General features: G+C 58.4%; 18 protein-coding genes. 17 read left to right on the top strand and 1 reads right to left on the bottom strand.

The genetic code is table 11. From position 1 onward, the window contains the following. Window positions 1-79: 79 nt before the first annotated feature. Complete coding sequence (locus AAAX72_RS05375; RefSeq protein ID WP_349129418.1) at window positions 80-1,096, bottom strand: LacI family DNA-binding transcriptional regulator; 1,017 nt, start codon at window positions 1,094-1,096, stop codon at window positions 80-82. A gap of 376 nt (window positions 1,097-1,472) precedes the next feature. Between AAAX72_RS05375 and AAAX72_RS05370 the strand changes: the two genes are divergently transcribed. From AAAX72_RS05370 to AAAX72_RS05290, 17 genes are all read left to right on the top strand, one after another. Beyond that, on the top strand, window positions 1,473-4,481 hold the full coding sequence (locus AAAX72_RS05370) for a glycoside hydrolase family 2 TIM barrel-domain containing protein (protein ID WP_349129417.1): 3,009 nt from the start codon (window positions 1,473-1,475) through the stop codon (window positions 4,479-4,481). 3 nt (window positions 4,482-4,484) lie between these two features. Next, window positions 4,485-4,940, top strand: coding sequence for a hypothetical protein (locus tag AAAX72_RS05365; protein ID WP_349129415.1), 456 nt, complete (start codon window positions 4,485-4,487; stop codon window positions 4,938-4,940). Between the two features lie 153 nt (window positions 4,941-5,093). After that, window positions 5,094-6,557 (top strand): amino acid permease, encoded by a 1,464-nt coding sequence (locus AAAX72_RS05360; RefSeq protein WP_349129414.1) that lies wholly within the window; start codon window positions 5,094-5,096, stop codon window positions 6,555-6,557. A gap of 419 nt (window positions 6,558-6,976) precedes the next feature. After that, window positions 6,977-7,225 carry an HPr family phosphocarrier protein gene (locus AAAX72_RS05355; protein ID WP_158559602.1) on the top strand — a complete coding sequence of 83 codons (249 nt, stop codon included), beginning with the start codon at window positions 6,977-6,979 and terminating at the stop codon, window positions 7,223-7,225. A gap of 188 nt (window positions 7,226-7,413) precedes the next feature. Continuing rightward, a complete protein-coding gene (locus AAAX72_RS05350) occupies window positions 7,414-7,656 on the top strand; it encodes a FeoA family protein (protein WP_040358815.1) in 243 nt (80 codons plus the stop codon). Between the two features lie 39 nt (window positions 7,657-7,695). Further along, complete coding sequence (locus AAAX72_RS05345) at window positions 7,696-7,917, top strand: FeoA family protein (RefSeq protein ID WP_006234774.1); 222 nt, start codon at window positions 7,696-7,698, stop codon at window positions 7,915-7,917. A gap of 123 nt (window positions 7,918-8,040) precedes the next feature. Continuing rightward, window positions 8,041-10,368 (top strand): ferrous iron transporter B, encoded by a 2,328-nt coding sequence (locus AAAX72_RS05340; RefSeq protein WP_349129412.1) that lies wholly within the window; start codon window positions 8,041-8,043, stop codon window positions 10,366-10,368. 136 nt (window positions 10,369-10,504) lie between these two features. After that, a complete protein-coding gene (locus AAAX72_RS05335) occupies window positions 10,505-11,572 on the top strand; it encodes a bifunctional glycosyltransferase family 2/GtrA family protein (protein WP_349129411.1) in 1,068 nt (355 codons plus the stop codon). Window positions 11,573-11,584: 12 nt separating this feature from the next. After that, window positions 11,585-13,834 (top strand): glycosyltransferase, encoded by a 2,250-nt coding sequence (locus AAAX72_RS05330; protein WP_349129409.1) that lies wholly within the window; start codon window positions 11,585-11,587, stop codon window positions 13,832-13,834. Then, complete coding sequence (locus AAAX72_RS05325) at window positions 13,828-15,693, top strand: hypothetical protein (protein ID WP_349129407.1); 1,866 nt, start codon at window positions 13,828-13,830, stop codon at window positions 15,691-15,693. Before AAAX72_RS05330 ends, AAAX72_RS05325 begins: the two co-directional genes overlap by 7 nt. 177 nt (window positions 15,694-15,870) lie before the next feature. Next, on the top strand, window positions 15,871-16,071 hold the full coding sequence (locus AAAX72_RS05320) for a hypothetical protein (protein WP_349129405.1): 201 nt from the start codon (window positions 15,871-15,873) through the stop codon (window positions 16,069-16,071). A 144-nt stretch (window positions 16,072-16,215) separates the two neighbouring features. After that, window positions 16,216-17,295, top strand: a complete 1,080-nt coding sequence (locus AAAX72_RS05315; protein WP_349129404.1) for a substrate-binding domain-containing protein — start codon at window positions 16,216-16,218, stop codon at window positions 17,293-17,295. Window positions 17,296-17,755: 460 nt separating this feature from the next. Continuing rightward, on the top strand, window positions 17,756-19,183 hold the full coding sequence (gene uxaC / locus AAAX72_RS05310; RefSeq protein WP_349129403.1) for a glucuronate isomerase: 1,428 nt from the start codon (window positions 17,756-17,758) through the stop codon (window positions 19,181-19,183). Between the two features lie 94 nt (window positions 19,184-19,277). After that, on the top strand, window positions 19,278-20,792 hold the full coding sequence (locus AAAX72_RS05305) for a tagaturonate reductase (protein WP_349129402.1): 1,515 nt from the start codon (window positions 19,278-19,280) through the stop codon (window positions 20,790-20,792). A gap of 81 nt (window positions 20,793-20,873) precedes the next feature. Beyond that, window positions 20,874-22,358, top strand: a complete 1,485-nt coding sequence (locus tag AAAX72_RS05300) for an altronate dehydratase family protein (RefSeq protein ID WP_349129401.1) — start codon at window positions 20,874-20,876, stop codon at window positions 22,356-22,358. A 353-nt stretch (window positions 22,359-22,711) separates the two neighbouring features. Beyond that, the gene (locus tag AAAX72_RS05295) at window positions 22,712-24,271 is read left to right on the top strand and encodes an MFS transporter (RefSeq protein ID WP_349129400.1); all 1,560 of its coding nucleotides are present in this window, start codon (window positions 22,712-22,714) and stop codon (window positions 24,269-24,271) included. A gap of 115 nt (window positions 24,272-24,386) precedes the next feature. Further along, window positions 24,387-25,982: a glycoside hydrolase family 28 protein gene (locus AAAX72_RS05290; RefSeq protein WP_349129398.1), complete on the top strand. Its 1,596-nt coding sequence runs from the start codon at window positions 24,387-24,389 to the stop codon at window positions 25,980-25,982. Window positions 25,983-26,001: the final 19 nt, after the last annotated feature.

Here is a 26,001-nt window from a genome sequence, read left to right as displayed (position 1 = left end):
AGCGCGACCCAGAATTCGGCAAAATAATGGGGCAGGCTTTCCGCAACAACTGTCTGGCGGAAAGCCTGCCCCCAGTTTCTTATAGCGAGTCTCTCTGGATCAGCTGCATGTGCATCACGGAGGTGGTGGGCTCGGCACCCTTGATCATGTCGAGCGCAATGTTGGCGGCCATGTGTCCTTCTTCGCGCAGGGGCTGGCGGACGGTCGTGAGCGCGGGGACGCAGCGCGCCGCAATCTCGTGATCGTCGAAGCCGACGACAGAAACGTCCGCAGGAACGGATAGGCCTGCCTCGTTGAGTGCGGTGATGACGCCAGCCGCGATACGGTCCGATCCGCAGAGCACGCCATCGAAAGCAATCTCGCGCGCGAGGATCTGGTGCATGGCCTGATAGCCGTCTCCGCTGTTCCAGCCGGTATAGATAACGTTTGCGTCTGGGAGGTCTTCGCCCAAGACGGCGCGGTAGCCGCGCAGGCGGTCGGCAACAGCGGGGTTGTCTTGCGGTCCCAACACGGCGACGATATCTTTGCGCCCGCGATCCTTCATGGCGAGTGCCGCAAAATGTCCGCCCTCTTCGTCGTCAGAGTAGACCGTCGAGAACACATCGCGATAGGGGTGGCCCTCGAGCTGGCCGCACAACACGGTGGGTACGCCCAGCTCGCGCAGCACCTCGAGCAGCTCGCTGCCTTTGTAGGGAGAGACGTCGATCACGGCGTCGAACGAGCGGCGCTCAAAGTGCTCGCGTGCGCGGTTGCGCTCATGCGTAGAAGACGCCTGCAAGATAACGGGCAGATAGGACGACTCCGACAGTTCCTCGGTAATGCCGCTCAAAAACTCGCTATAGGTGGGGTCGCTGAAGAGTTCACTCAGAGGCTCGGTCACGAGCACGGCGATGATTTCCGTGCGCCCGACAGCGAGCGCTCGGCCACGAGCGTTGGGGACAAAATTGACTTCCTTGGCCGCCGCGCGGACGCGCTTTTTGGTTTCCTCGCTAATGCGGGGCGAATCGTTGAGGGCGCGCGATGCCGTGGAGCGCGACACGCCGGCAGCTGCGGCAACCTCGGCAAGCGTAGGTGCGGTGCGAACTGGTTGGGTCATGGCGTCTCCTGGAAAATGCGGTCGATGTTGTCACTGATACGGGCTAGTGCGAATACAGCTTACTATAGTGCGCCTGAACAGCGTTCATGATATCCGGTGACCGGTGTCGTTTTGCAACCAAGCCGGAATCGAATACGTCTCGTGTGGGTGAGATATCAGCGGGCGTGGAGGTTGCCTACGAGCTTAAGAACGATGTCTTGCGCTGAGTTTCGATACTCAGGGTGACATAAGTGTTGCGATTGTACAACCGGTTGCACCGTTAACCCGGCCAAATCGACCGTTCAGCGGACAACCGGTTGCACAGTTTTTTACATCGCCCGTAAGATAAGGACAACCGGTTGCACAAGAATCACTACGATGACGAAGGAGCATCACCATGGACGCCATTAACGATTGGGAAAACCAAGCGCTCACCCACAGGAACCGCCTGGCACCCCATGCGTACTTTATGGGTTACGAGACCGCCGATCTCGCTGCAACGTACAGCCGCGAGCTGTCGCGCGGGTTTGTCCAGCTGTCCGGCTCGTGGCAGTTCCGCCTCTTTGAGGGCCCCGCTGCCGTCTCCAACGAGGAACTCTCCACGTACAAGCCCGAGTGGGATCACGTGGAGGTTCCGCACCTGTGGCAGGTGGACGGCTATGGCAATCTTGCCTATACCGACGAGGGTTTCCCGTTCCCGGTGGACCAGCCGTTCGTTCCCTCCGACGACCCCACGGGCGTCTACCAGCGCATCGTCAATCTTCCCGCTGTTCCCGCCGGCGCTCGCGAGATCATTCGCTTCGACGGCATCGAGAGCTATGGCGAGCTGTACGTCAACGGCCAGTTTATCGGCATGACCAAGGGCTCGCGCCTGTCTGCCGAGTTCGACGTGACCGACGCGCTCGTCGAGGGCGACAACCTGTTTGCGGTCAAGGTCCTGCAGTACAGCGATGGCAGCTATATCGAGGACCAGGATATGTGGTGGGCCTCGGGCATTTTCCGCGATGTGTACCTTGTGCAGCGTCCCGCCGCGCACCTGGTCGACTTTAGGTTCCGCACGCACCGCGAGGGCGATACCGCTCTGATTACGCTCGATACGGTGGCCGAGGGCGCTACCCGCGTTGTGTATACGCTCAGCGATGGCGAGAACGTGGTGGCTGCGGGCGAGTGCGTCGACGGCCATGCCGAGTGCAGCGTGACCGATGCCCACTTCTGGAATCCCGAGGACCCCTTCCTCTACGACCTTACGTTTGAGGTCTACGACGGCGACAAGGTGAGCGAGTACGTCCCGCATCGCCAGGGTCTTGCCGAGGTGACGGTCGAGGGCAATCATATCTACCTCAACGGCACTTACTTTAAGATGCATGGCGTCAACCGCCACGATCACGACGATCACAAGGGCCGCGCCGTGGGCCTCGATCGCATGCGCCGCGACCTGGAGCTCATGAAGCAGCACAACATCAACGCGGTGCGCACGTCCCACTACGCCAACGACCCGCGCTTCTACGAGCTGTGCGACGAGTACGGCATCATGCTGGTCGCCGAGACCGATATGGAGAGCCACGGCTTCGAGAATATCGGCAATATCGCCCTGGTCACCGACGACCCGGCATGGGAGCCGGCCTACGTCGACCGCATTGAGCGCCTGGTGATGCAGGAGCGCAACCACGCCTGCATCATTATGTGGTCGATGGGCAACGAGAGCGGCTATGGCTGCAACATCCGTGCAATGTATGCCAAGGCTCACGAGCTCGATGGTCGTCCGGTCCACTACGAGGAGGACCGCAACGCTGATACCGTCGACGTTATCTCCACCATGTACTCCCGTGTGTCGCAGATGAACGACTTTGGTGAACATCCGTTCCCCAAGCCGCGCATCAACTGCGAGTACGGTCACTCCATGGGCAATGGCCCCGGAGGCCTGTCCGAGTACCAGGAGGTCTTCGATCGCTGGGATTGCATCCAGGGCCAGTTCATTTGGGAATGGTGCGACCACGGCTTGGCTGCTGTGACCGAGGACGGCGTTGCCTACGACATGTATGGCGGCGACAACGGCGACTACCCCAACAACAGCAACTTCTGCATCGACGGCATGGTGTTCCCCTGGCAGCAGCCGAGCCCGGGCCTCACTGAGTATGGTCAGGTCATCTGCCCGGTTCGCATGGCCTACGATGCCGAGGCGGGCGAGCTGACCGTCACCAACAAGCGTTGGTTCACCACTCTCGAGGATGTCTGCCTGTCGGCCGAGACCCTGGTGGACGGCGACGTGGTCTGCCGCAAGACGCTCATGCCCGGCGCGGTTGCCCCCGGCGCGTCCGTCAAGCTTCCGCTGGTGATTCGCGAGGCCGCGGTAGGCGAGACCCTGCTGACCGTGCGCGCCTACACCATGGCCGCTCACGTCTGGTGCGAGCCGATGTTCCAACTGGGCGCAAGCCAGTTTGCCATCGCAAACCATCCGGCGCCGGCCATCGCGGCTCCCACTCGTCCTGAGCTTACGGTCGAGGAGACTGAGCAGGAGATTCGCATTCACTCCCTCAACGGCGAGCTGACCTTCAGCAAGGTAAACGGCACCGTGAGCGAGTGGAAGGCATCCGGCCGCGACGTCATGGCCTCTGGCCCCCAGGTTGGTTTTTGGCATCCGCTCGTCGACAACCACGCCCAGGAGTACGACTCCCTGTGGAAGGACAACTTCATCGATGTAATGCAGACGTCCACCCGCAAGGTTTCTTGGAAGCAGGACGGCAATGCGGTCGCCGTTACCGTGAGCCAACGCATTGCTCCTCCCGTCCGTGCGTTCGGCATGCGCGTCGAGCTTGTCTACACCGTGCTTCCGAGCGGTCGCGTCGACCTCAAGGTTTCCGGCGAGCCCTACGGCGATTACTCGGATATCATCCCGCGCATCGGCATCTCCTTTGAGGTCCCCGGTTGCGATCGTGCCGTCGAGTGGTATGGCCACGGCCCGGGCGAGAACTATCCGGACTCGCTGCGCGCCAACCCGGTCGGTCATTACCGCACTACGGTCGACGACATGTTCACGCCGTATGTCATGCCCCAGGATTGTGCCAACCGCGAGGGTACCCGCTGGGTTGCCCTGCGCTCTAGCCACGGTGACGGCGTGCTGGTGACGCGTCCGGCTGACGCTGCCTCCAATCCGTTCTCGTTCTCGGCATGGCCCTATAGCTGCGAGGCCATCGATAACGCCAAGCACGTCTACGACCTTGTCAAGGGCGACACGGTTACGGTCAACATCAACGACCAGCTGCTCGGCCTTGGTTCGAACTCTTGGGGTTCCGAGGTGCTCGATTCCTATCGCACCCGTTTTGAGAGCTTCAGCTTTGAGGTGTCCCTGCGACCGCTGACGTCTGCCGATCTGGCTCAGGCACTGGCACCCATTAAGGAGGCATAAGTCATGCATGTCTTTAACTCGCGCGCCGATTTCGACGCTCAGATGAAGTCCGTCAAGAAGTGGATGCGTACCGGACAGGCGCTCGACGGCGTTTCTGAACTGCAGCACGATGTGGCGTACTCCATCGGCGACTCGCTGGTGTATTGGTGGGTGAACGCTCACGAGGCGGCTACCGCCGATCTGGTCGGTCACCGTCGCTACCATGCCGTGCTCGCTCCGCTCGACGGCGACCTGACCGTCGAGGTTGCCCCCAAGGCAGGCCTCACCTGCACCCGCGCTTACAGCGATATCGATGATCGCGAGCGCTTTGAGGGGGCGGGGGAGACCGTGACGATTCCCGCCGGCGGCGTTGCCGTCGTCGAAATTGACGAGGCCTACCGTGTCGTGGCCGATGCCGCGGATCCCCGCGTCGTGGTACTGCGCGTGACGGTCGAAGGTTATTCCTTCCCCAACAAGTAGTATTCGTCCGCCTGGACGTTTGCTTCGCGCCGTTAAGGGGGATGGCTTTGTTGACTCCCTTTTCCCCATTCCCCTTAGCAGGTGCGCCGTCCGTGTTTGCACTTGCAGCTCGGACGGTTTTAGATGACATTTAACAGATGATTGGGAGGGCTTATGAGCTCTGAAAAACGAGGAACGATTGGTTCGTTCGCTCTGCTGGGCATGACGGTCGCCGCCGTGTTCGGTATCAAGAACATCATCAACAACAACGCGGCCATCGGCTTGGCAGCTGCGCCGTCGTTCTTCTTCGCCACGCTTTTGTACTTTGTCCCCTATACCCTGGTTACCGCCGAGTTCGTCGGCCTCAACAAGGACTCCGAGTCTGGCGTGTACGCATGGGTTAAGACCTCGATGGGTGGTCGCTGGGCGTTCCTGACGGCATTTAGCTACTGGTTCGTTAACCTGTTCTTCTTTGCGTCCGTCCTGCCCAACGTCATCATCTACGCGAGCTACGTGTTCTTTGGTGCCAACGCCGAGCTTTCGCAGCTGTGGATCACCATTATCGAGATCGTCGTCTTTGCTATCGCCACGTGGGTTTCGACCAAGGGCGCTAAGTGGATCGGCTCCATTTCCTCCTTCGGTTCGACCGCGGCTCTCGGCCTGACCGCCGTGTTCATCCTGCTGTCCCTGGCTGCTGCCTTTGGCGGCGTTGAGTTCGCTACGGCTCCTACTCCCGCTAACATGGCTCCCGACATGAGCAACTTCGCAACTGCGTGGGGCTTCTTCGGTACGCTTGCCTGGATCATCCAGGGCGTTGGCGGCGCTGAGTCCGTCGGCGTGTTCCTTAACGATCTCAAGGGCGGCGTCAAGGCCTTCGTGCGCACCGTCGTTATCGCCGGCCTGACCATCGGCCTTCTGTATGCAGGCGCTTCGCTGCTGGTCAACCTGTTCATCCCCGAGGGCGGCGTTGCCATCTCCACCGGCATCTTCGACGTGTTCGGCGCTGTCTTTGCCCACTTTGGCATTCCCATGGAAGTGTCTACGCGCGTCATCGGCCTGATCCTACTCGCCGCTACGCTGGGCTCCCTCATGATGTGGACCTCCGCTCCCATCAAGGTGTTCTTCACCGAGATCCCCAAGGGCGTCTTTGGTAGCAAGATCGTCGAGCTCAACGAGCATGGCATTCCTGCCCGCGCTGCTTGGCTGCAGTTCGCCATCGTCGTCCCCATCCTGATCATTCCGGCCCTGGGCTCCGGTAACCTCGACGACCTGCTCATGATCGTCACCAACATGACGGCTGCCACCGCTCTGCTCCCGCCGCTGCTGATCCTGCTTGCCTACTTTATGTTGCGCAAGAACTTCGACGCTGCTCCCCGTGGCTTTCGCATGGGTTCGCGCACCTTTGGCCTGGTCATTGCTGCATTCCTGCTTGTGGTCTTCTGCTTCGTGCTTATCTGCGGCACCATTCCGCTCGATCAGCCTCTGTGGCTGACGCTGGTCTACAACGTCGGCGGCGTGGTTGTCTTCCTGGGCCTTGCCGTGATGTGGTACAACCGCTACATCAACCGCCTGCGCGAGACCGATCCCGAGGCCGCCGAGAGCGAGCTGCGTCCGTCTGTTCTCGACATGATGGAGTAGAAGCTGGGATTTATTCACAGCTGAGGAACAACTTGATTCCCTTTCCTAAGGAGGGGCCCTTCGGGCCCCTCCTTTTGTGTTTTGAGACATGTTTTGGACCCTGTGGTCAAAAAATGCCAAATATGAGTACTGTTGCAAAAGAGGTGTCATATTTTTCGGCCTGCTCTGAGCGAAAATGGGCTCATAATCAATTTATCTAGCCCCCTTTAAAGGGCGTTTGACGGCTTTCAACCTCTTCAAATCGCTCAAAGTTGGCAATTTGCTTTCGATTTTGCTGCTACTAAATTGGTGACAGTACTCATATTTGCCACTTTTTGACCACGAGGTGTTCAGAGGAGCTCTCGAGAAGCATCTAACGCTACAATAACTACCACGTGGCTGGGTTTTGCCGGCCGATGTGCGATGTCGCGGGAGGGGACATGGTCGAGTTTACAAAGACGATTAAAGATCCGTTGGGACTACATGCCCGCCCGGTTGCATTGCTCTATGACATCATTGCCAAGCATCGTAGCAACGTGTCAGTCAGCATCGGCGATCGCCACACGGATGGCCGCGATGTCATGGGACTCATGGCTCTCTACGGCGAGTGCGGCGAGGACATCATCTTCCGCGTTTCGGGCGTAGACGAGGCTTCCTGCGTCACGTCGATCAGAAATCTCTCGCTTTAAGCATGACAGGGCGTGGTAAAGGATGGTCCTTTGCCGCGCCCTTTTGTTTCGTATAGGAAACTTTTTCGAAATCTGAATGGGGACCCTTTCCAAAAAGTTAACCACGTGTTAGTTTACTAAAGCGAACATAGACGTGGTTAACTTTTGCCGCGTCGATGTTGAGGACGAACTGACGTTAGGAGCCACTCATGTCTTGCGGACCGCAGATGCCGGCAATGCCGCTTTCGATGGTAAAAGCGGGCGAAACCGTACGCGTGTCCCGTGTAAAGGGCAATGAGGACATGAAACACCACCTCAAGGACCTCGGCTTTGTCGAGGGCAGCGAAATCCACGTGGTGAGCTCGAGTGGCGCCAATATCATCGTCACTGTGCTGGGCGCACGCTTTGGTATCGATTCCAAGGTTGCCATGCACATCATGACCGTCGGCTAGTCTGCAGCATTTCATAAAAACCGAAAGGGGGACAAGAGGATGAAGACGTTGGGTGACGTTAAGGTGGGCGAGAGCTCCACCATCGTCAAGCTTCACGGTGAGGGTGCGCTTCGCCGCCACCTTATGGACCTGGGGCTCATCAAGGGCACTTCGTTCAAGGTCGTGAAGGTTGCACCGCTCGGTGATCCGGTCGAGATCAACGTGCGCGGCTACGAGCTTTCCATCCGCAAGGAGGAGGCCGCCGTCGTCGAGGTCCAGTAAGGACTCGTGGCGCATATTTCTGCAGATAAAGTTAGGTTTTTCTAACTTAATGCAGCATCTTTGAAGCACATTATCCAGCCTGCGCGGAGAAAGCAGCGCGGGCAAACAAGGAAGAAGGATTGAATGGCGGATTCTCAGATCCATGTCGCGCTGGCGGGTAACCCCAACTGCGGCAAGACCACGCTTTTCAACCTGATCACCGGCGCCAACGGCTACGTTGGCAACTGGCCCGGCGTCACGGTTGAGAAAAAGGAGGCCAAGCTCCTAAGCGACAAGAACGTTACCATCACGGACCTCCCTGGCATCTACTCGCTTTCCCCCTACAGCCCCGAGGAGCAGTGCTCGCGCGATTACCTCATGAGCGGCGAGCCCGATGTTGTCGTCCAGGTTGTCGATGCAACCAACCTCGAGCGTAACCTGTACCTGACGCTTCAGGTTATCGAGACCGGCCTGCCCGTGGTCGTTGCCCTCAACATGGCCGACCTGGTCGAGAAGAACGGCGATAAGATCGACACGGACAAGCTTTCCAAGAAGCTCGGTTGCCCGGTCATGATGATCTCGGCTCTTAAGAACAAGGGCATCAAGGAGCTCTTCGAGCAGGTCAAGAAGTCCGCTGCTTCCAAGGGCCAGGTGCCGGAGCACAAGTTCGATTCCTCCATCGAGGACGTTCTGGACCACATCGAGAACAACCTGCCGGCGAGCGTTCCCGCCAACAAGCGTCGCTACTACGCCGTTAAGCTGTTTGAGCGCGACGCGGACGCCTGCAAGCTCATCAACCTCACTAAGGAGAAGGCCGCTCGCGTGGAGCAGCTGGTCGCTCAGTGCGAGCAGGACTGCGACGATGACGCCGAGTCTATCATCACCGGTGAACGCTATGGCGTCATCGCGCACATTATCGATGAGTGCCTCACCAAGGCCCCGGCCAAGATGAGCACCTCCGAGAAGATCGACCGCGTGGTTACCAACCGTATTCTGGGCCTGCCGATCTTTGTGGTCATCATGTTCTGTGTGTACTACATCGCCGTTTCTACTCTGGGCGGCACGGTGACCGACTTCACCAACGACCAGCTCTTCGGTACCGACGGTTGGTACGTGCTCGGTCAGGGCCGCGACGCCTACGATGCAGCCGTCGAGGCTGCGGGCGACGATGCCGACTCGGTCGACCCGGCGCAGTACGGCCCCTATGTCCCGGGTATCACCACCGTGGTGCACGACGCCCTTGTGGCGGGCGGCACCGAGGACGGTGGCCTGGTCGATTCGCTGGTCTGCGACGGCATCGTCGCCGGCCTGGGTGCCATCTTCGGCTTTGTGCCGCAGATGTTCCTGCTCTTTGTGATGCTGTCCTTCTTGGAGGACTGCGGCTACATGGCCCGTGTCGCCTTCATTATGGACCGCGTGTTCCGCCGCTTTGGCCTGTCCGGTAAGTCTTTCATCCCCATGCTCGTGTCCTCAGGCTGCGGCGTCCCCGGCGTCATGGCTACCAAGACCATCGAGAACGAGAAGGACCGTCGCATGACGGTCATGACCACCACGTTCATCCCCTGTGGCGCCAAGCTGCCGATCATCGCCCTGCTCATGGGTTCCATCATCGGCGATTCTTCCACCACCGCCGCGTGGATCAGTCCGCTCTTCTACTTCCTGGGCGTCTTTGCCGTCATCGCCTCGGGCCTCATGCTCAAAAAGACCAAGCTCTTCGCCGGTCGCCCGACGCCGTTTGTTATGGAGCTTCCTGCCTACCACTTCCCGGCGATCCGTTCTTGGGCGCTGCACGTGTGGGAGCGCTGCTGGGCCTTTATCAAGAAGGCCAGCACGGTCATCTTCGCGTCCACTGTCGTGGTTTGGTTCCTGTCCAACTTTGGTAGCTACAACGGTTCCTTTGGCTACCTGCCCGCGATGGACGGCATCTCCGAGGAGTTCATGGACTACTCCGTGCTTGCCATGCTCGGCAACCTGGTCTCCTGGATCTTCGCCCCGCTTGGCTTTAGCACCTGGCAGGCAACAGCGCTGTCCGTCTCGGGCCTTGTCGCCAAGGAGAACGTCGTCGCCACCGCCGGCTCGCTGCTGTCCGTGGCTGATGCCGCCGAGACCGACCCGAGCCTGTGGACCGCGTTTGCCGGCATGTTCCCCACCATGGGCGCTTGCGTCGCCTTTGGCGCGTTCAACCTGCTGTGCGCTCCGTGCTTTGCTGCCATGGGTGCCATCCGCAACCAGATGGATTCCGGCAAGTGGTTCGCGATTGCCATCGGTTACGAGTGCGCCTTTGCTTGGGTGATCGGCCTGTTCATCAACCAGTTCTATAACCTGCTTGTGTTGGGACAGTTTGGTATCTGGACGGTTGTGGCCATCGTGCTGCTGGTCGCGATGCTCTTCCAGATCTTCCGTCCCATGCCCAAGCATGCATGGACCGACGAGGACGAGACCAACACTGCTTCCGCCGCGGTTTCCGCTTAAGTCCGAATAAGGATTAACCCCTTTCCACGAGCCCGGGTGTCCCAGCGACACTCGGGCTTTTGTTTTAACCGCTAGGCAATTTCGTTATAATCGACGTCCGCAAATCGATTCATTATGTTGGAGAATCCATTTGATCATGGCAGATATCGACAATAGGATAGCTTTGGTGATTCCCGCGTATGAGCCGAGTGGTCGGCTGGCCGCACTACTTGAGGAGCTCGTGCTCGGATGGCCGGGACCGATCGTTGTGGTGGATGACGGGAGCAGCGCGTCCTGTTCTATGGTGTTTGACCGCGCCCGCGCGCTTGGTGCTACGGTTCTTGTCCACGGGCTCAACCGCGGCAAAGGTGCGGCTCTCAAGACTGCCTTTTCTTATCTCTTGGAACAGGTCCCGACTGTTGCGGGGGCCGTCACGGCAGATGCCGATGGTCAGCATTTGCCTGCCGATATCCGCGCCGTTGCGCGCGAACTCGGTCTGCACCAGGACTCGTTGGTGCTTGGCTGTCGCCGATTCGACGGTAATGGCGTTCCTGCGCGCAGTAAGCTCGGTAACAATTTTATGCTTGGGGCCATGCGCGTGCTCTGCGGTGTCGATGTGAGTGATACGCAGACGGGCTTACGTGGCCTTCCGGCGTCGCTTATGCGCCGTATGCTCGCTGTGGTGCGAGACGGATATGAGTTCGAGACAGAGATGCTTGTGCTGGCGCGGCGTGCGGGTGGCATCTTCGAGGTTCCCATTACCACGGTCTACGAGGGTGACAACGGGGCATCACATTTCCGTCCCGTTGTTGATTCGCTTCGCGTGCTCGGTGTCTTATTCTCTGCGTTTGCGCGCTACACGCTCTCTTCGCTCTGCACATCGTTGTTGGATTGGGCACTGTTCTCTGCGCTCGTACTCCTATGGTCGCATGGTGTCGCGACCAGCGCAGCCATCGTGTGGGCAACCGTCGTTGCGCGGGTCGTCTCGGCATTTGTCAACTATATGCTGAATCGAAATATCGTCTTCAAAGCGGATAATTCCAGCTGTTCTCGGAGCCTTTGCCGCTATATCGCCCTGTGCGCAGCTTGTATGTTGGCGAGCGCAGCTCTCGTCCTCTTGATTTCCGTTGCACTGCCCATACCGGTCTTTATCATCAAACCGTTTGTTGATACGGCATTGTTCTTTGCTAACTACCGTATCCAGCAGTCATGGGTCTTTGAATAGGGGGATGATTCCGTGAGCGTTCATGAGCTTAAGAAAGCCAAGAAAAGCGTGGTGGAAAAACAGGGGGCACGGAAGCGCGATGTGACGACCTTTATCGTCACTGCAGTCCTTATGGTCATCTATCTGCTATGGCGTCTTCTGTTCACCCTGCCGTTTGATCAGGGGATTCCCCAGATGATTTTTGCGATCTTGCTGCTCATCGCTGAGGCAGTAACCGCGTTTACGACCTTCGAACTTTACTACCGCAAGGTCAAGGCCGACAGCGGACATCTCGTTATGCCGAAAATCTTGCCCGAAGACTATCCCGACGTTGACGTGGTAATCGCTACGCACAACGAGCCGACTGACGTGTTGTTCAAGACGGCGAACGCCTGTACCTACATGGACTATCCCGATCGTTCTCGGGTGCACGTCTATTTTGCTGACGATGGCTGCCGCAAAGAGGTCGCTTCCCTTGCGGCTGAACTTGGGATTGGTTATATCCCCTGTGAGGATAACAAGTATGCCAAATCGGGTAACCTCAACAACGCGCTAAGGCACACGACTTCACCGCTGATTGCGACGTTCGATGCCGACATGATTCCGCGCAGCAGCTTTCTCGTAGATACCGTGCCCTATTTCTTGCTGCCTCGCTATATTCAGGATGGCGCGACCGGCGCATGGCGTTATCGTTCCGAGGACGAACTCAATGAGGACCTTAAAGTCGGTCTGATTCAGACGCCGCAAAGCTTCTATAATCTTGATCTTTTTCAGTTCAATCTGTACGCCGAGGACAAGATTCCTAATGAGCAAGATTTCTTCTCACGCGAGGTAAACCAGATGCGCAACTCGTCCAACGCCTGCGCATACACCGGTAGCAATGCCGTGATTTCGCGCGCCGGTATGGAGGAGATTGGCGGGTTTCCGTATCATACGATCACCGAAGATTTTGAGACGAGCTGTCGTCTGCAGATGGCGGGTTATATTACCTATGCCACTGATAAGGTCGAAGCTCACGGCCTCTCGACGACGGATGTGCGCTCGATGGTGCACCAACGCATCCGCTGGGCGCGCGGTGTGATTCAGAGCATCCAAAACACGGGTGTCATCTTTTCCCGCAAGATTTCTTTTCCCGCGCGCATTACCTATCTGTGCAGTTTTCTGTACTGGTGGTCATTCTTCAACCGCATCATCTTCATTCTTGCGCCCATTATGTTTGCCTTGTTTGACTTCCAAGTGGTTAACTGCACACTCTGGCAGTTACTAATTTTTTGGCTGCCGAGCTATTTCTTTTATAGCAGGTCTATGAAATTGCTTTCGAGCAATGTTCGCAGTCAGAAATGGAGTCAAATCATCGACACCACGCTGGCGCCATCACTTATTATTCCCGTATTTCTTGAGACGCTCGGTATCCGCGAGACAAAGTTCAAAGTTACGCGTAAAGACAAGACGACCAATCGCAGCGGTAGCCTGTGGAACATGCTCCCACACCTGTTGCTCGTGGTGCTCTCGGTTGCAGCTATTATCAGATTTACATGGGGAAAGTATGGCATGGCGCTCGTGTACAGTTCCGTGATCATCTATTGGTTGTGCTACAACTTGATTGCCCTTTTGTATGCTATTGCCTTTTCGGGTGGTCGGTCCATGCCGCGCAAGAGTACTCGCATCTCCGTAGACGAACCTGCGGTGCTGACGGCGCTGCCGGTTGAGGATGAGTGGTCGAAGCTAACCGAGGGCACCGGCGAAGCCGTGGCCGAAGGTGGCGTTTTCCCCGATTGCAGTTCGGACGAGACGGATGACGAAGGCCCTGTGGGCGTTTTCGCGGGGCGTGCCATCAACATGTCAGACGGTAGTGTACTCGTGCGCATCGATGATCCCTTTCCCGAGGAGCTGCGCAGCTTTGCGGTGCGCTTGGGAGATGGTCGCTATTGCACATGCGTTTCTGGTAGGCTTGTGCGCCTCTTTCAATCCAAATGTGGCGATGATGAGTCGTGGTACGCGGCGCTTCGAATCGAGCACCGCTCGCTCGAGGAGCGTCGCATCTATGATCAGCTGCTGTACGATCGCGAAACGGGCATCGCCGAGGAGCTTGATAGCTGGAACACCACCTATGACGATATCGTGCGTATTGTCCGCATGAGGATAAGGGCGCTTCTTTCGCGTTACCGCGTATGGAGATCCCGCCGCCGCTCCAGGCGTGATAGCGATCGATGCGGCGATTCACGGGATGCGGAGCGGACCAGTCACGATTCTGCTCATGTCGAAGGAGACGCTGCATGCTGATTATTGCTGCCTTCGGCCGTGCGGCGCTGTTCCTGCTAGCGCTCTTCGGTCTGTGCTATTGGATCCATCGTTTGACCGAGACGGATGTGCATTTCGCTCCCGTGTGTGCCTTGTGTGTCATGGGGGTCGTCACGTATGCCGGTGGAATCGTGGGCGCGCTTGCCCCTGCCACCTGGGGGGTGGTTGTGGTGGGCGCCATCGCCGGTGCAGCGGCAATGCCCTGTCTCCATGGTCGTGGTCTTGCTAGATTGCCCTTTGGTCTCCCTGACGCGTGTTTTCTCCTAGGTATGTTGATCTTTCTGTGGCCCCTGCTGTCGGCGCGTCTCGAGCATTACGATAACTTTACGCATTGGGCTATAGCGCTCAAGGTCATGCTGGAGACGGGGGCTTTCCCCACGGCGTCAAGTGGTCTCGTTGAGTTTTTCAACTATCCGCTCGGCACAACTTCACTGCTGTACTGCGCATGCACGTTTTTAGGCCATGCCGAGGGAACAATGCTCGTTGTTCAGGCAGCCTTTATCTTCTCATGTTTTTATGCTGTTCTTGGTATTGTGCGCAATCGCCGTTCGTTTCTGCCATATGCGGTGTTAGGGGCTGGCTGCTCGCTCCTTACGTTTTTCAATGTAACGATTCGCATTAATAACCTTTTGGTTGATTTCGTGCTCCCGGTCCTCACGATGGCGTGCTGGGCAGTCGTGGATCGTTATAACGGTGATGTTCGCCGCGAGCTCAAGTTGCTCGTGCCGTTGATGGCGGAGCTCATAGTGGTGAAGTCGACGGGCGTCGTATTCGTTGCATTTGTGCTCGCTTACCATTTAGCGCGCGGACACGTTGCTCTCAGGAATCGCGGCTGGAACGCTCGCCTGCGCTGGTTTGGTGCAACTGCCGTCGCAGGTGTTTTGGGTTTTTCCACTTATCTGATGTGGAGTTGGCACATGGCCACGGCGCTCGCGGGCGTCAAGAATAAGTTCGATGTGGGCGATGCTGCTCACGCGGCGGTGGTCGGCGGTAAGAATACTGCCCAGATCGCGCAGGTCGTCTCGACGTTTTTTGCGACCTCCATCGATTTAACTACCAGGCCTGCGCTCGGTTTCCTGCTCGGCAACTTGGCTGTTGTCGCATTGCTAGCGGCTGCTCGGTGGTGCTTTGGGCATCAGTTGACACATGTGCGCCGCGCACTGGTTGCGCTTGATTTCATGACAATTGTTTACTATGTGGGTATTCTCGCCATGTACATATTCTCGATGCCAATGGACGAGGCCTTGAGGCTTGCTGGATTCGATCGTTATGCTTGCAGCATCATTGCATTGTTTGTCGGTGGCCTGGCGATGGCAGTTACCGTTGAGCTTGAGGGGCAGATGAAATTCCGGTCCGATGGTTCCCCCTGCCATGCAACGCCGTTACATAAGCGGCGATACCAACAGGTTGTAATGGGCTGCATCGCCTTGTCGCTTGGCCTTTTGACGAGTGAATACAACGGCATGCTATTCAATGCAAAGACATACGACACTTCGCTTCCGGCGACGGTCCGAGATGTCGTCGGTGATCGCTGGCCGGCATCGGGTAAAGAAGACGGTACTCGTTATTTGCTGTTCGGTTCCGATCGCGATGGGCTTATGACTTCGTACTACTTCACGTATGTGGCTCGATATTATTTGTTTGCCCCGCATTCCGATGCCATATGCGCGTTCTATGAGCCCAATATGGATAACCTTCTGTCGGGTTATGACAAGCTCATCGTAATCGAGTCCAATTCTGCGGAGATGGGTCTACTTAAAAAGCATTATGGCGTTACAGGCAAGGTCGGCGTCTATCGTATCGAGAAAAATAGCACCAGGGTAAACCTTATTGCTGAGTGAGGCAGCGAGATGAGCTCTATGATCATGATTTCACCCATTCCGGATAGGTTGCCTTGTACCAATGTGGTGGGGAGATGTGGCGTTTCCGCAGATAAAACCGACCAAAATAAACCTTTCCCCTTTTGGTAGGTGGAGAATAGGGTAAAGTAAGTGGTGGTTAACTAGAGGAGGCTTGCTATGGCACCTATCGATATTGTTGTACTGGCTATTATCGGTATTGCGTTTGTCGCCGTGTGCGTGCGCATCTACCGCAAGGGCACCTGCGCCGACTGCGCTCAGGGTGGCGCTTGCACGGGGCATTGTTCTAACAAAAAGACTTGTGCCGCGCTTAAGGGCGTAGACAAAATCGCCGAAGACTTGGGTCGCGGTATCAAATAAGGTCCGGACATCCAAGCGCTCCGCGGGCATCCGTTCGCGGGGCGCTTTGTGCATTTGAGGGAGAGCACGGCGAGTCGAAGAGTATTTTTGGGGTATCGTTAACTGGACTATTAATTGGCAACTTATCTATAACGGAGTAACCGCATGAGCGCTCGCGTAACCATGAAGGACATAGCCGCCGAGCTTGGCGTTTCCATCAATACCGTGCACAAGGCTCTGACGGGAAAGGCCGGCGTGAGCGAATCCGTGCGCGCCAAGGTGAACGCTAAGGCCGAGGCCATGGGCTATCACCGCAACACAAGTGCCTCAAGCCTGCGCCGCAAGGATATCAATCTGGTGTTTTGCCTGCCCCGCGCATCGCGCGAGGGAGCGTACTTTTTCCGTTACCTGTGGGAAGGCTGCAATCGCTTTGAACAGGAGGTCATCGACCGGGGCATTACGGTTGAGCGCGTTGAATTTGGCGTGGGCGGCTACGCTGATGCACTCGAGCAAATCGACGAGCGTCTGCAGGTGGGCGAGAAGATTGATGGCTTGCTCGCCTATGCGCCGGGCGACGATCGTGCGACTGAGCTTTTGGGGCAGATCGCCGAGGCGGGCGTGACGATTGAGCTTGTCGACGGCGACCGTCCGCATTTGAATCGTTTGGGTGCGAGCTTGGCCGATTATTCGACGGCAGGCAGCCTTATGGCCGAGCAGGCGGCAAACCTGGTCCATGCTTCTGGGGCCGACGCCCGCGTGCTCCTTTTGACAGGCGACCCATATACCGATTCGCACTATCTAACCGCCCGCGCCTTCCACAATTACCTGCGCGAACGTGATATTCCATGGCAGGTTGAGGATCTTGCAGGTGCCCATGCGCAAGTCAAACAACTCGAGCATGAGCTCGAAAAGCGCTTGAGTGCGCCGGACGCCCCTGAACTTATCTGTAGCGTTTTTGCCGTTGGTTCCGAAGTGGTTGCCGACGCGCTCGTCTCGACCGGCAAGGCCGGTCAGGTCATGGTGATCGGCAACGACCTGTTTCCCGAAAGTGTTCTGGCCTTGCGCCGCGGTATCTTTACCAATATTGTCTATAAGGACCCGACGAGTCTGGCGTATCGCGGCGCTAAGACGCTGGGCGATTATCTGCTGTGGGGAAGGACCCCGACGGTGCCCGTCCAGAAGGGTGCCGTCGAGATGGTATTTGCCAGCAATGCCGACCGCTACTGCGAACTTGCGGGTATTTAGCCGATTGAGCAGGTACCCCCTCTTGCGACGTGCATTTTTGGGAGTATTCAGCATTGGCATGCCCTGAATGAGGTGCAGAACGACTGTTTTAAGTGCCCCCGATGGCGTAATTTGCCATCGGGGGCACTTTTTATGCCGATCGGGCGCTATCTGCGTTCCAAATAGGACGCTGAGGATGGCGCACGGCGCGCTCCAATGCTGAATACTCCCAAAAATGTACGTCGGGACATGACCCACCTGAGCAAAAGCGCTCAAGTTCGGTGTTCGGGGACGCCAACCAGTCCGCAATACATGCAAGTCACATCCCCGGCAACCGTTGAACGGGCAAAATCTACCGTTCACCCCGTGGTGGTTAGGTGAACGTTCACCTTTTGAGGTGCAATGGATTAGTATAGTGAACGTTCACCTAAAGGATAACGAGCGCGCCGTGCGCCCGCCTTGCCAGCAAAGGGGCTGTTTGATGAAAAACTTTATGGACGATCAGGATTTCCTGCTGAGCACCAAGACCGGCGAGGAGCTGTTCCACAACTTTGCCGAGGGCATGCCCATCGTCGACTATCACTGCCACATTTCTCCTAAGGAGATTTGGGAGGACAAGCGTTTCGAGAACATCACCGAGGTTTGGCTGGGCGGCGACCACTACAAGTGGCGCCTGATGCGTGCCAACGGCGTCGACGAGCGTTTTATCACTGGCGACGCCCCTGCTCGCGAGAAGTTCCAAAAGTGGGCCGAGACCCTGGGTCGCTGCGTTGGCAACCCCGTCTTTGAGTGGAGCCACCTGGAGCTTAAGCGCTACTTTGGCTACGAGGGCGTCCTCAACGGCAAGACTGCCCAGGAGGTCTGGGACCTTGCCAACGCCAAGCTCGCTGAGGCTAGCTTTACCTGCCGCAACCTGATCAAGCAGTCCAACGTCCGCATGATCTGCACTACCGACGACCCCGCCGACAGCTTTGAGTGGCACAAGAAGATTGCCGCCGATGACAGCTTTGACGTTCAGGTCGTTCCCGCCATGCGCCCCGATGCCGCTCTGCGCATCGAGCGCGGCCAGGAGTTTGCCGACTACTGCAAGCACCTCTCCGAGGTTGCCGGCGTTGAGGTAAGCGACTTTGAGGGCATGAAGTCTGCCATCTCCAAGCGCTACGACGTTGCTCACGAGCTGGGATGTCGCGCATCCGACCATGCACTCGACTACGTTATGTACGCCCCGGCTACCGCCGACGAGATCGAGGCCATCTTTGCCAAGGGTCTGGCTGCCGAGCCGCTTACCGAGGAAGAGATCCTCAAGTACAAGACTGCCTTTATGCAGTTTGTCGCCGGCGAGTATGTCCGCCTGGGCTGGGCCATGCAGCTGCACTTTGGCTGCAAGCGCGACAACAACCGTGCCATGTTCGCCAAGCTCGGTCCCGACACCGGCTACGACTGCATCTCCAACTACACGCCGTCCGACCAGCTCGCCGATTTCCTCAACTCCATCCAGGAGACCTGCGGCCTGCCCAAGACCATCCTGTACAGCCTGAACCCCATCGATAACACCATGATCGATACCGTCATGGGCTGCTTCCAGGAGGCTCCGACCGCCGGTAAGATCCAGAACGGCTCCGCCTGGTGGTTCAACGACAACGAGGTCGGCATGCGCGAGCAACTCACGGCTCTGGCTAACGAGGGCGTGCTGGGCAACTTTGTGGGCATGCTTACCGACTCCCGCTCTTTCCTGTCCTATCCGCGCCACGAGTACTTCCGTCGCGTGCTGTGCAGCGTGATCGGCGAGTGGGTCGAGCAGGGCAAGTACCCGGCCGACATGGAGCTGCTGGGCGAGGTTGTGCGTGACATCAGCTACAACAATGCGGTCCGCTACTTTGGCTTTGACCTGGACACCGACGAGGCCTAAGCCCGCATCGAATCACATCGAACCCTGGGCGCCGTTGCCACACGCGGAGCCCCGTTTTGCTTGCACGCTAACAAACATCTAAGGAGACACATAGATGGAGAACATCAGCTACGATGCGCTCGAGAAGATCGGCTACAAGGGCTATCTGCTGCCCAAGGATGCTCCCGAGAAGGTCCTGCAGTTTGGCGAGGGCAATTTCCTGCGCGCCTTCGTCGACCGCTTCTTTGACATGGGCAACGAGGCCACCGGCTGGAACGGCAAGGTCGTCATGGTGCAGCCCATCAGTGGCGCCTTTGGCTTTGCCGACGGTATCAATGCCCAGGACGACCTGTACACCGTGCTGGTGCGCGGCAAGGAGAACGGGAACACGGTTGACGAGTCCCGCGTGATTAGCGCCTGCAGCCGCTGCCTGAACCCGTATCGTGAGGACGACTACCGCGCCATGATGGAGGTCGCCGTCTCTGACGACCTGGAGATTATCGTCTCCAACACCACCGAGGCCGGTATCGCCTATGACCCGTCCTGCAAGGCCGACGACATGCCACCCGCGAGCTTCCCCGCCAAGCTTGCCCAGGTGCTCCACACCCGCTGGGCTGCCGGTAAGTCGGGCGTTATCGTGCTCGCCTGCGAGCTCATCGATCACAACGGCGAGGAGCTGCTGCGCATCATGAACCAGTACGTGAGCGACTGGGGCTGGGAGGACGAGTTTGCGCAGTGGATGGCTAACGACTGCACCGTCTGCACCACGCTCGTCGACACCATCGTACCGGGTCGTATCCGCGACGCATCCGAGGCCGCCGCGGTGGCTGAGCGTCTGGGCTACGAGGATCCCTTCCTGGCCGTGCGCGAGCCCTTCCAGATGTGGGGCATCCAGGGCGACGAGTCGCTTGTCGAGAAGCTTCCCTTTGTGAAGGCTGGTCTTCCGGGTGTCTTTGTGACTCCCGACGTCACCCCGTACAAAAAGCGCAAGGTCCGCATCCTCAACGGTGCCCATACCGCCTTCGTTCCGGGTTCCTGGGTTGCCGGCTTTGATATCGTGCGCGACTGCATGCATGACGAGACCATTCGCGGCTTCATGAACACCATGCTCTACGACGAGGTCATTCCGACGCTTGCCGCCGACTTGGATGTCGAGGACTGCAAGGCCTTTGCCGCCGCCGTCGAAAACCGCTTCGACAACCCGTTTATTGATCATGCGCTGCTCTCCATCTGCCTCAACTCCACGGCTAAGTGGCGCGCTCGCGACCTGCCCACGCTCAAGGACTACGTTGCCGAGACCGGTAACCTGCCCAAGTGCCTGGCGACGAGCCTCGCTACGCTCATCTCCTTCTACACGCAGGAGCTCGTGTCCCGCGAGGGCGACGGCCTGCACCTGCGTCGCTCCGACGGCACCGAGTACACCGCTCAGGACGACGCCTTCGTGCTCGACTTCTACGCCGCCCATGCCGGCGCCGACGATGCCCAGCTGGTGCACGACGTGCTCACCAACGAGCAGATGTGGGGCGAGGACCTTACGCAGATCGCAGGTCTTGAGGAGTTTGTCGTCAGCGCGCTCGCCGTCGTGCGTGCCGAGGGCGCCAAGCAGGCCTTCGCCAACGCTCAGGCGTAAATTTCCGGCGCAGACGCGGGCGCGGGACGGCGTGCCCGCGTCTCGACTTCTGCTCAACCTGTAGGGTTAGGACCATTTGTAATGAATACTATCCAGATCAATCCGGCCGATAACGTGATCGTTGCGCTGTCGCCGCTTGCCAAGGGCACTGCCGTCGCGGTTCCCGGGGTGGGCGAGGTCGTGGCCGTGGAGGATATTCCGCAGGGCCATAAGATGGCGGTGCGCGCGATTGCCGCAGGGGAGGACGTCATCAAGTACGGCCTTCCTATCGGCCATGTGACGGGCGATGTCCAGCCCGGTCAGTGGCTCCACACGCACAATGTGAAGACCAACCTTTCGGGCGAGGTCGAGTACGCCTACAACCCCACGCATCCGGTCGTTGAGTCGGTTGAGCCCGAGACCTTTATGGGGTTCCGCCGCGCCGACGGTCGTGCCGCGACGCGCAACGAGCTGTGGATCATCCCCACGGTCGGCTGTGTCAACGAAGTCGCCCGTGCCATGTGCGAGCAGGCCCAGGATCTGGTCGATGGCTCGCTGGAGGGCGTCTACTACTTCCCGCATCCGTTCGGTTGCTCGCAGACCGGCGCCGACCATGCCCAGACCCGTCGTCTGCTGGTGGCACTGTCGCGTCACCCTAATGCGGCGGGCGTGCTGTTCCTGTCGCTTGGTTGCGAGAACTGCACACACCAGCAGGTGCTCGACGAGCTCGGTGACTTCGATCACGAGCGCGTCCGCTTCCTCACCTGCCAGGATGTAGCCGACGAGCAGATCGAGGGCCACAAGATTCTGGCCGAGCTGGCAGACCTCGCCAAGCAAGCCAAGCGCGAGCCCATTCCGGCCTCCGAGCTGGTTATTGGACTTAAGTGCGGCGGCTCCGACGGTCTTTCGGGCATTACCGCCAATCCCACGATCGGTCGCGTGAGTGATATGGTTGTCGCCCGCGGCGGCACGTCGGTGCTTACCGAGGTGCCCGAGATGTTTGGCGCCGAGAGTATCCTGCTCGATCGCTGTGAGAACGAGCAGGTCTTTAACGCCGCTTCCGACATGCTCAATGGCTTTAAGGACTACTTTATTAGCCACGGCGAGGTCGTCTACGAGAACCCGAGCCCCGGCAACAAGGACGGCGGTATTACCACGCTCGAGGACAAGAGCTGCGGCTGCGTGCAAAAGGGCGGATCTGCCCCCATCGTCGACGTGCTGCCGTATGCCGGCCAGGCAAATAAACACGGCCTGAACATGCTGTGCGGTCCGGGCAACGACATGGTATCCACCACGGCGTTGACGGCTGCCGGCTGCCACGTGATCCTGTTCTCGACCGGCCGCGGCACACCGTTTGGCGCGCCGGCGCCTACCCTCAAGGTGTTCACCAATCAGCGTCTGTGCGACCACAAGGCCAACTGGATGGACTTTAACGCCGGCGTGATTGCCACGGGTGAGCGCACGCTCGACGAGGCTGCTCACGATCTATACCAGCTGGTGCTGGAGACGGCGAGCGGTAAACTCACGAGTGCCGAGCGCCGTGGCTGTCACGAGATCAGCATCTGGAAGGACGGCGTCTGCCTGTAGTGGCAAATGCACCCAAGCGTAGCGCTATGTCGTCGGCCCCGTCGGGAGTGTTCCCGGCGGGGTTTTCGTTTTGTGGTTAAGTGAATATGTTGGAAAATCTGATAAACGTTCACCTATCTCATGGCTGTCCAGCATGGCACCCTTACCAGCAGAAAATAGGTGTGAGGATCTCAATTGTGTCCGTTCAGCGGTAAAAATCGACCGTTCAAGGATATTATTCAAGTGAACGTTCACCTGTCGTAAGCAATCGCGCATAATCTAACTAAACGTTCACCCTGAACGCTGGGCAGACAGATGTCAGTGTGGACTCCAATGTCTTGCTGCAAGACAATCGAGAAAAGAGAGGGAGCTCGATGACTAATAAGATCGGAAAAAAGCGTAAGATCACATTCTGGACGCGCTTGGGCTTTGGTATGGGCGGTATGCTCAATTCCGGTGCCCTGACCTTTACGCACAGCTACATGGTGCTGTTCCTGTCCACGGAGTGTGGCCTGTCCGCAGGCGAGGCTGCACTGATCAGCTCGTTTGCCATCTATGTCAACGCCATTCTTTGCCCGCTGATGGGCTTTGTGGCCGATAACTTCTATGCCACCAAGATTGGCCGCATCTTTGGTCGTCGTCGTTTCTGGATCTTGCTGGCCATCCCGATGATGATCGCCGAGCCGCTCATCTTCGTGGCTACGCCGTTTGGCTTCCCGTACTACTTTGTGCTGTACCTGATCTACAACGTCGCGTACACGTTCTGCACCGCCAACCTGTCGCCGCTTACCATCGAGATGACCGACGACTTTAAGGAGCGTACGTACCTCACCGGCTACAAGCATCTCTTTGGTAACGCCGCCGGCTTCCTGATGGCTGCACTTGTGGGCTTCGGCTTTGGCACCTTCGGCGAGACCAACCCGTTCAGCTACTTCATCATCGCTACGGTCAACGCTTCGGTCATGGCAATCTCGCTGCTTTGTGTGTACCTGTCCACGTGGGAGCACACCCCCGAGGAGGTCGCTCAGGAGAAGATCGAGAGCGTCGGCGAGGGTATCAAGAAGTTCTTCATCGACGTTATCTCCACCTTCCGCAACAAGTCCTTCCGCAAGGTCCTGTACGCACAGGTCTCCACGAAGCTCGCTGCTGCCTGCTGGTCTGCCTGCCTGTCCTTCTTCATCGTCTACTGCCTGCAGATTCCTAAGTCCTACGAGTCCGTGATGGAGATGCCTGGCAAGGTCGTCGCTATCGTCTGCACCGCCATCTGGGTCGCCCTCATGGCCAAGAAGGGCTTCCACAAGTCTTGGTACCTCGCAAATGTCGGTTGCGCTGCGTGCATCATTGCCTACAACTACTTCGCCTTTGGTCAGATCAACGGCACCTCCACGGTCGCCATCGCCATGATCGCCTACCCCATCATCTTCGCCATCTGGAAGTTCTTCTACGTCGGCTTCCAGTACCTGCCCGATGTTCTGCTCAACTACATCCCCGATGTCGATGAGCTCATCACTCTGCGCCGTCGCGAGGGCATCTACAGCTCCGCGCAGCAGCTCTGCCAGCAGATCGCCCAGGCTATCGCCGTCAACGTGTGGGCTATCGTCCTTGCTGCCTCCGGCTTCATTCAGACCGCCGGCAATAGCGACGCCGTGACCCAGCCCGCTACTGTGCCTCTGTATATCTGCGGCTACATGATCATCGGCTGCGCCGGCTTCTTCCTGCTTGCGGCCGTCCTTGCCCGCGGCATCAAGATCGACAAGGAGCAGTGCGACGTCCTTTGCGACGAGATTCACCGAGTCAAGGAGGGTGGCAAGATGGCCGACGTCAAGCCCGAGGTCAAGGCGCTTTGCGAGGAGCTCTCCGGCTTTAAGTACGAGGACTGCTTTGCCCACAACAACGTTGGCTTCCAGGACGGTAGCGTAACTCCCGCCGAGTAAGGCCGACATATCGTCCAAATCACAGGGCCGTGCCACCGGAATTCCGCCGGCAGGCACGGCCCTTTTTCAACAGCGTACAATTTGCCTTTAGAGCATCTTTTTGAGGGAGAAACCCATGGAGACGAACGTTATCTGGCGCAACGCGCGCGCGGCGGTTATCGAGCTTGACGACGGCGGTTACTTTACCTGCGCCGATACGTGGGAGATCTTTGTCAACGACGAGCCCGCCGGTACCACGAATACGGTCGAGACCTATGTCGACGGCCTGACCCCCGGCAAGCGCAACCTGGTTCGTTTTGTTTGTGGCGAGCGTGAGCTGAGCGTAGGTGTCACCACGCCGGCTGAGCCCTTTACCATCAACGTTCGCGACTGTGGCGCCAAGGGCGATGCCGAGCATGATGACACCACCAACATCCAGGCTGCCATCATGGCCTGCCCCAAGGGTGGCCGCGTGCTGATCCCCGCCGGTAGTTATCGCATCAAGTCTCTCTTCCTTAAGAGCAATATCAACATCGAGCTCGCCGAGGGAGCGGTGCTGCTGGCCCGTCACGATCGCGCGGCGCTTGCCTACATTCCGGGAACGATCACGGGCAACGAGGGCGCCGGTTATGCCGGTACCGATATGCTGCCCCTGGGCCGCTGGGAGGGGGAGAGCTTCTCGACCTACTGTTCTACCTTTACGGGTCTGGGCGTGCACGACGTGTGCATCTATGGTCGCGGCGCGATCGACGGTCAGACTGATTTTGCCGAGGACAACTGGTGGAACAAGGACTTTAAGAACATCTTCCGCCCTGAGGAGGGCCGCGAGGTCGCCCGCCCGCGCATGATTTTCCTGTCCGAGAGCCAAAACGTGAGCTTGGCTGGCTTCACCGTCCGCAACAGCCCGGCGTGGAACATCCACCCCATCCTGTGCGAGCACATCGATGCGCTCTGCCTGTCCATCGAGGGCCCCAAGAACTCCCACAACACCGATGGCTTCGATCCCGAGAGCTGCGGTTTTGTTCGCATCCTTGGTTGTCAGTTCTCGGTGGGCGACGACTGCATCGCCATCAAGAGCGGCAAGCTGGGCATTGAGCCTGAGCTTCGTCCCGCCACGCACGACGTGCTGATTTCTCACTGCTACATGCACGACGGCCATGGTGCCGTGGTGCTGGGATCCGAGGCTGCCGGCGGCATCAAGGACCTTACCGTGAGCAAGTGCCTCTTTGAACGCACCGACCGCGGCCTGCGCGTCAAGACCCGCCGCGGGCGCGGCAAGGACGCCGTCAACGAGGGCATTACCTTTGAGCACATTCGCATGGACGAGGTGCTCACGCCCTTCGTGGTCAACTCGTTCTACTTCTGCGACAAGGACGGCAAGACCGATTACGTGCAGTCTCGCGAGGCGCTGCCCGTCGACGACCGCACACCCGGCTTTGGTGCCACGACGTTTTGTGATATCGAGGCTACTAACTGCCACGCGGCTGCTGCTTACATCACGGGCCTGCCCGAGAGCAAAGTGACGCGCCTGACGTTCCAGGATGTCCACGTGACCTTCGCGCCGGATGCCGAGCCCTTTGTCCCGGCCATGGCCTGCGGCGTTGAGCCCATGGTGCGCCAGGGCATCATCGCGCAAAACGTCAAGGTACTCGACCTGCAAAATGTGGTGATCGAGGGCCAGGACGGCGAGGAGCTGCAGCTCCAGAACGTCGACAAGGTTGTCCGTGCGTAGGCGTTTGCTCCTAAACAAT

Source organism: Collinsella sp. CLA-ER-H8, from assembly GCF_040092335.1.
Classification (GTDB): Bacteria; Actinomycetota; Coriobacteriia; order Coriobacteriales; family Coriobacteriaceae; genus Collinsella.
The sequence above is the reverse complement of the archived record's forward strand: the minus strand, read 5'-3'. Positions and strand labels throughout refer to the sequence as shown.

Coding starts and splice junctions, on each gene's coding strand:
- AAAX72_RS05315 (WP_349129404.1), top strand. CDS start 16,216: ATGAGCGCTCGCGTAACCATGAAGGACATAGCCGCCGAGCTTGGCGTT.
- AAAX72_RS05355 (WP_158559602.1), top strand. CDS start 6,977: ATGGTCGAGTTTACAAAGACGATTAAAGATCCGTTGGGACTACATGCC.
- AAAX72_RS05345 (WP_006234774.1), top strand. CDS start 7,696: ATGAAGACGTTGGGTGACGTTAAGGTGGGCGAGAGCTCCACCATCGTC.
- AAAX72_RS05370 (WP_349129417.1), top strand. CDS start 1,473: ATGGACGCCATTAACGATTGGGAAAACCAAGCGCTCACCCACAGGAAC.
- AAAX72_RS05350 (WP_040358815.1), top strand. CDS start 7,414: ATGTCTTGCGGACCGCAGATGCCGGCAATGCCGCTTTCGATGGTAAAA.
- AAAX72_RS05375 (WP_349129418.1), bottom strand. CDS start 1,096: ATGACCCAACCAGTTCGCACCGCACCTACGCTTGCCGAGGTTGCCGCA.
- AAAX72_RS05335 (WP_349129411.1), top strand. CDS start 10,505: ATGGCAGATATCGACAATAGGATAGCTTTGGTGATTCCCGCGTATGAG.
- AAAX72_RS05365 (WP_349129415.1), top strand. CDS start 4,485: ATGCATGTCTTTAACTCGCGCGCCGATTTCGACGCTCAGATGAAGTCC.
- AAAX72_RS05295 (WP_349129400.1), top strand. CDS start 22,712: ATGACTAATAAGATCGGAAAAAAGCGTAAGATCACATTCTGGACGCGC.
- AAAX72_RS05360 (WP_349129414.1), top strand. CDS start 5,094: ATGAGCTCTGAAAAACGAGGAACGATTGGTTCGTTCGCTCTGCTGGGC.
- AAAX72_RS05290 (WP_349129398.1), top strand. CDS start 24,387: ATGGAGACGAACGTTATCTGGCGCAACGCGCGCGCGGCGGTTATCGAG.
- AAAX72_RS05340 (WP_349129412.1), top strand. CDS start 8,041: ATGGCGGATTCTCAGATCCATGTCGCGCTGGCGGGTAACCCCAACTGC.
- AAAX72_RS05305 (WP_349129402.1), top strand. CDS start 19,278: ATGGAGAACATCAGCTACGATGCGCTCGAGAAGATCGGCTACAAGGGC.
- AAAX72_RS05320 (WP_349129405.1), top strand. CDS start 15,871: ATGGCACCTATCGATATTGTTGTACTGGCTATTATCGGTATTGCGTTT.
- uxaC (WP_349129403.1), top strand. CDS start 17,756: ATGAAAAACTTTATGGACGATCAGGATTTCCTGCTGAGCACCAAGACC.
- AAAX72_RS05300 (WP_349129401.1), top strand. CDS start 20,874: ATGAATACTATCCAGATCAATCCGGCCGATAACGTGATCGTTGCGCTG.
- AAAX72_RS05325 (WP_349129407.1), top strand. CDS start 13,828: ATGCTGATTATTGCTGCCTTCGGCCGTGCGGCGCTGTTCCTGCTAGCG.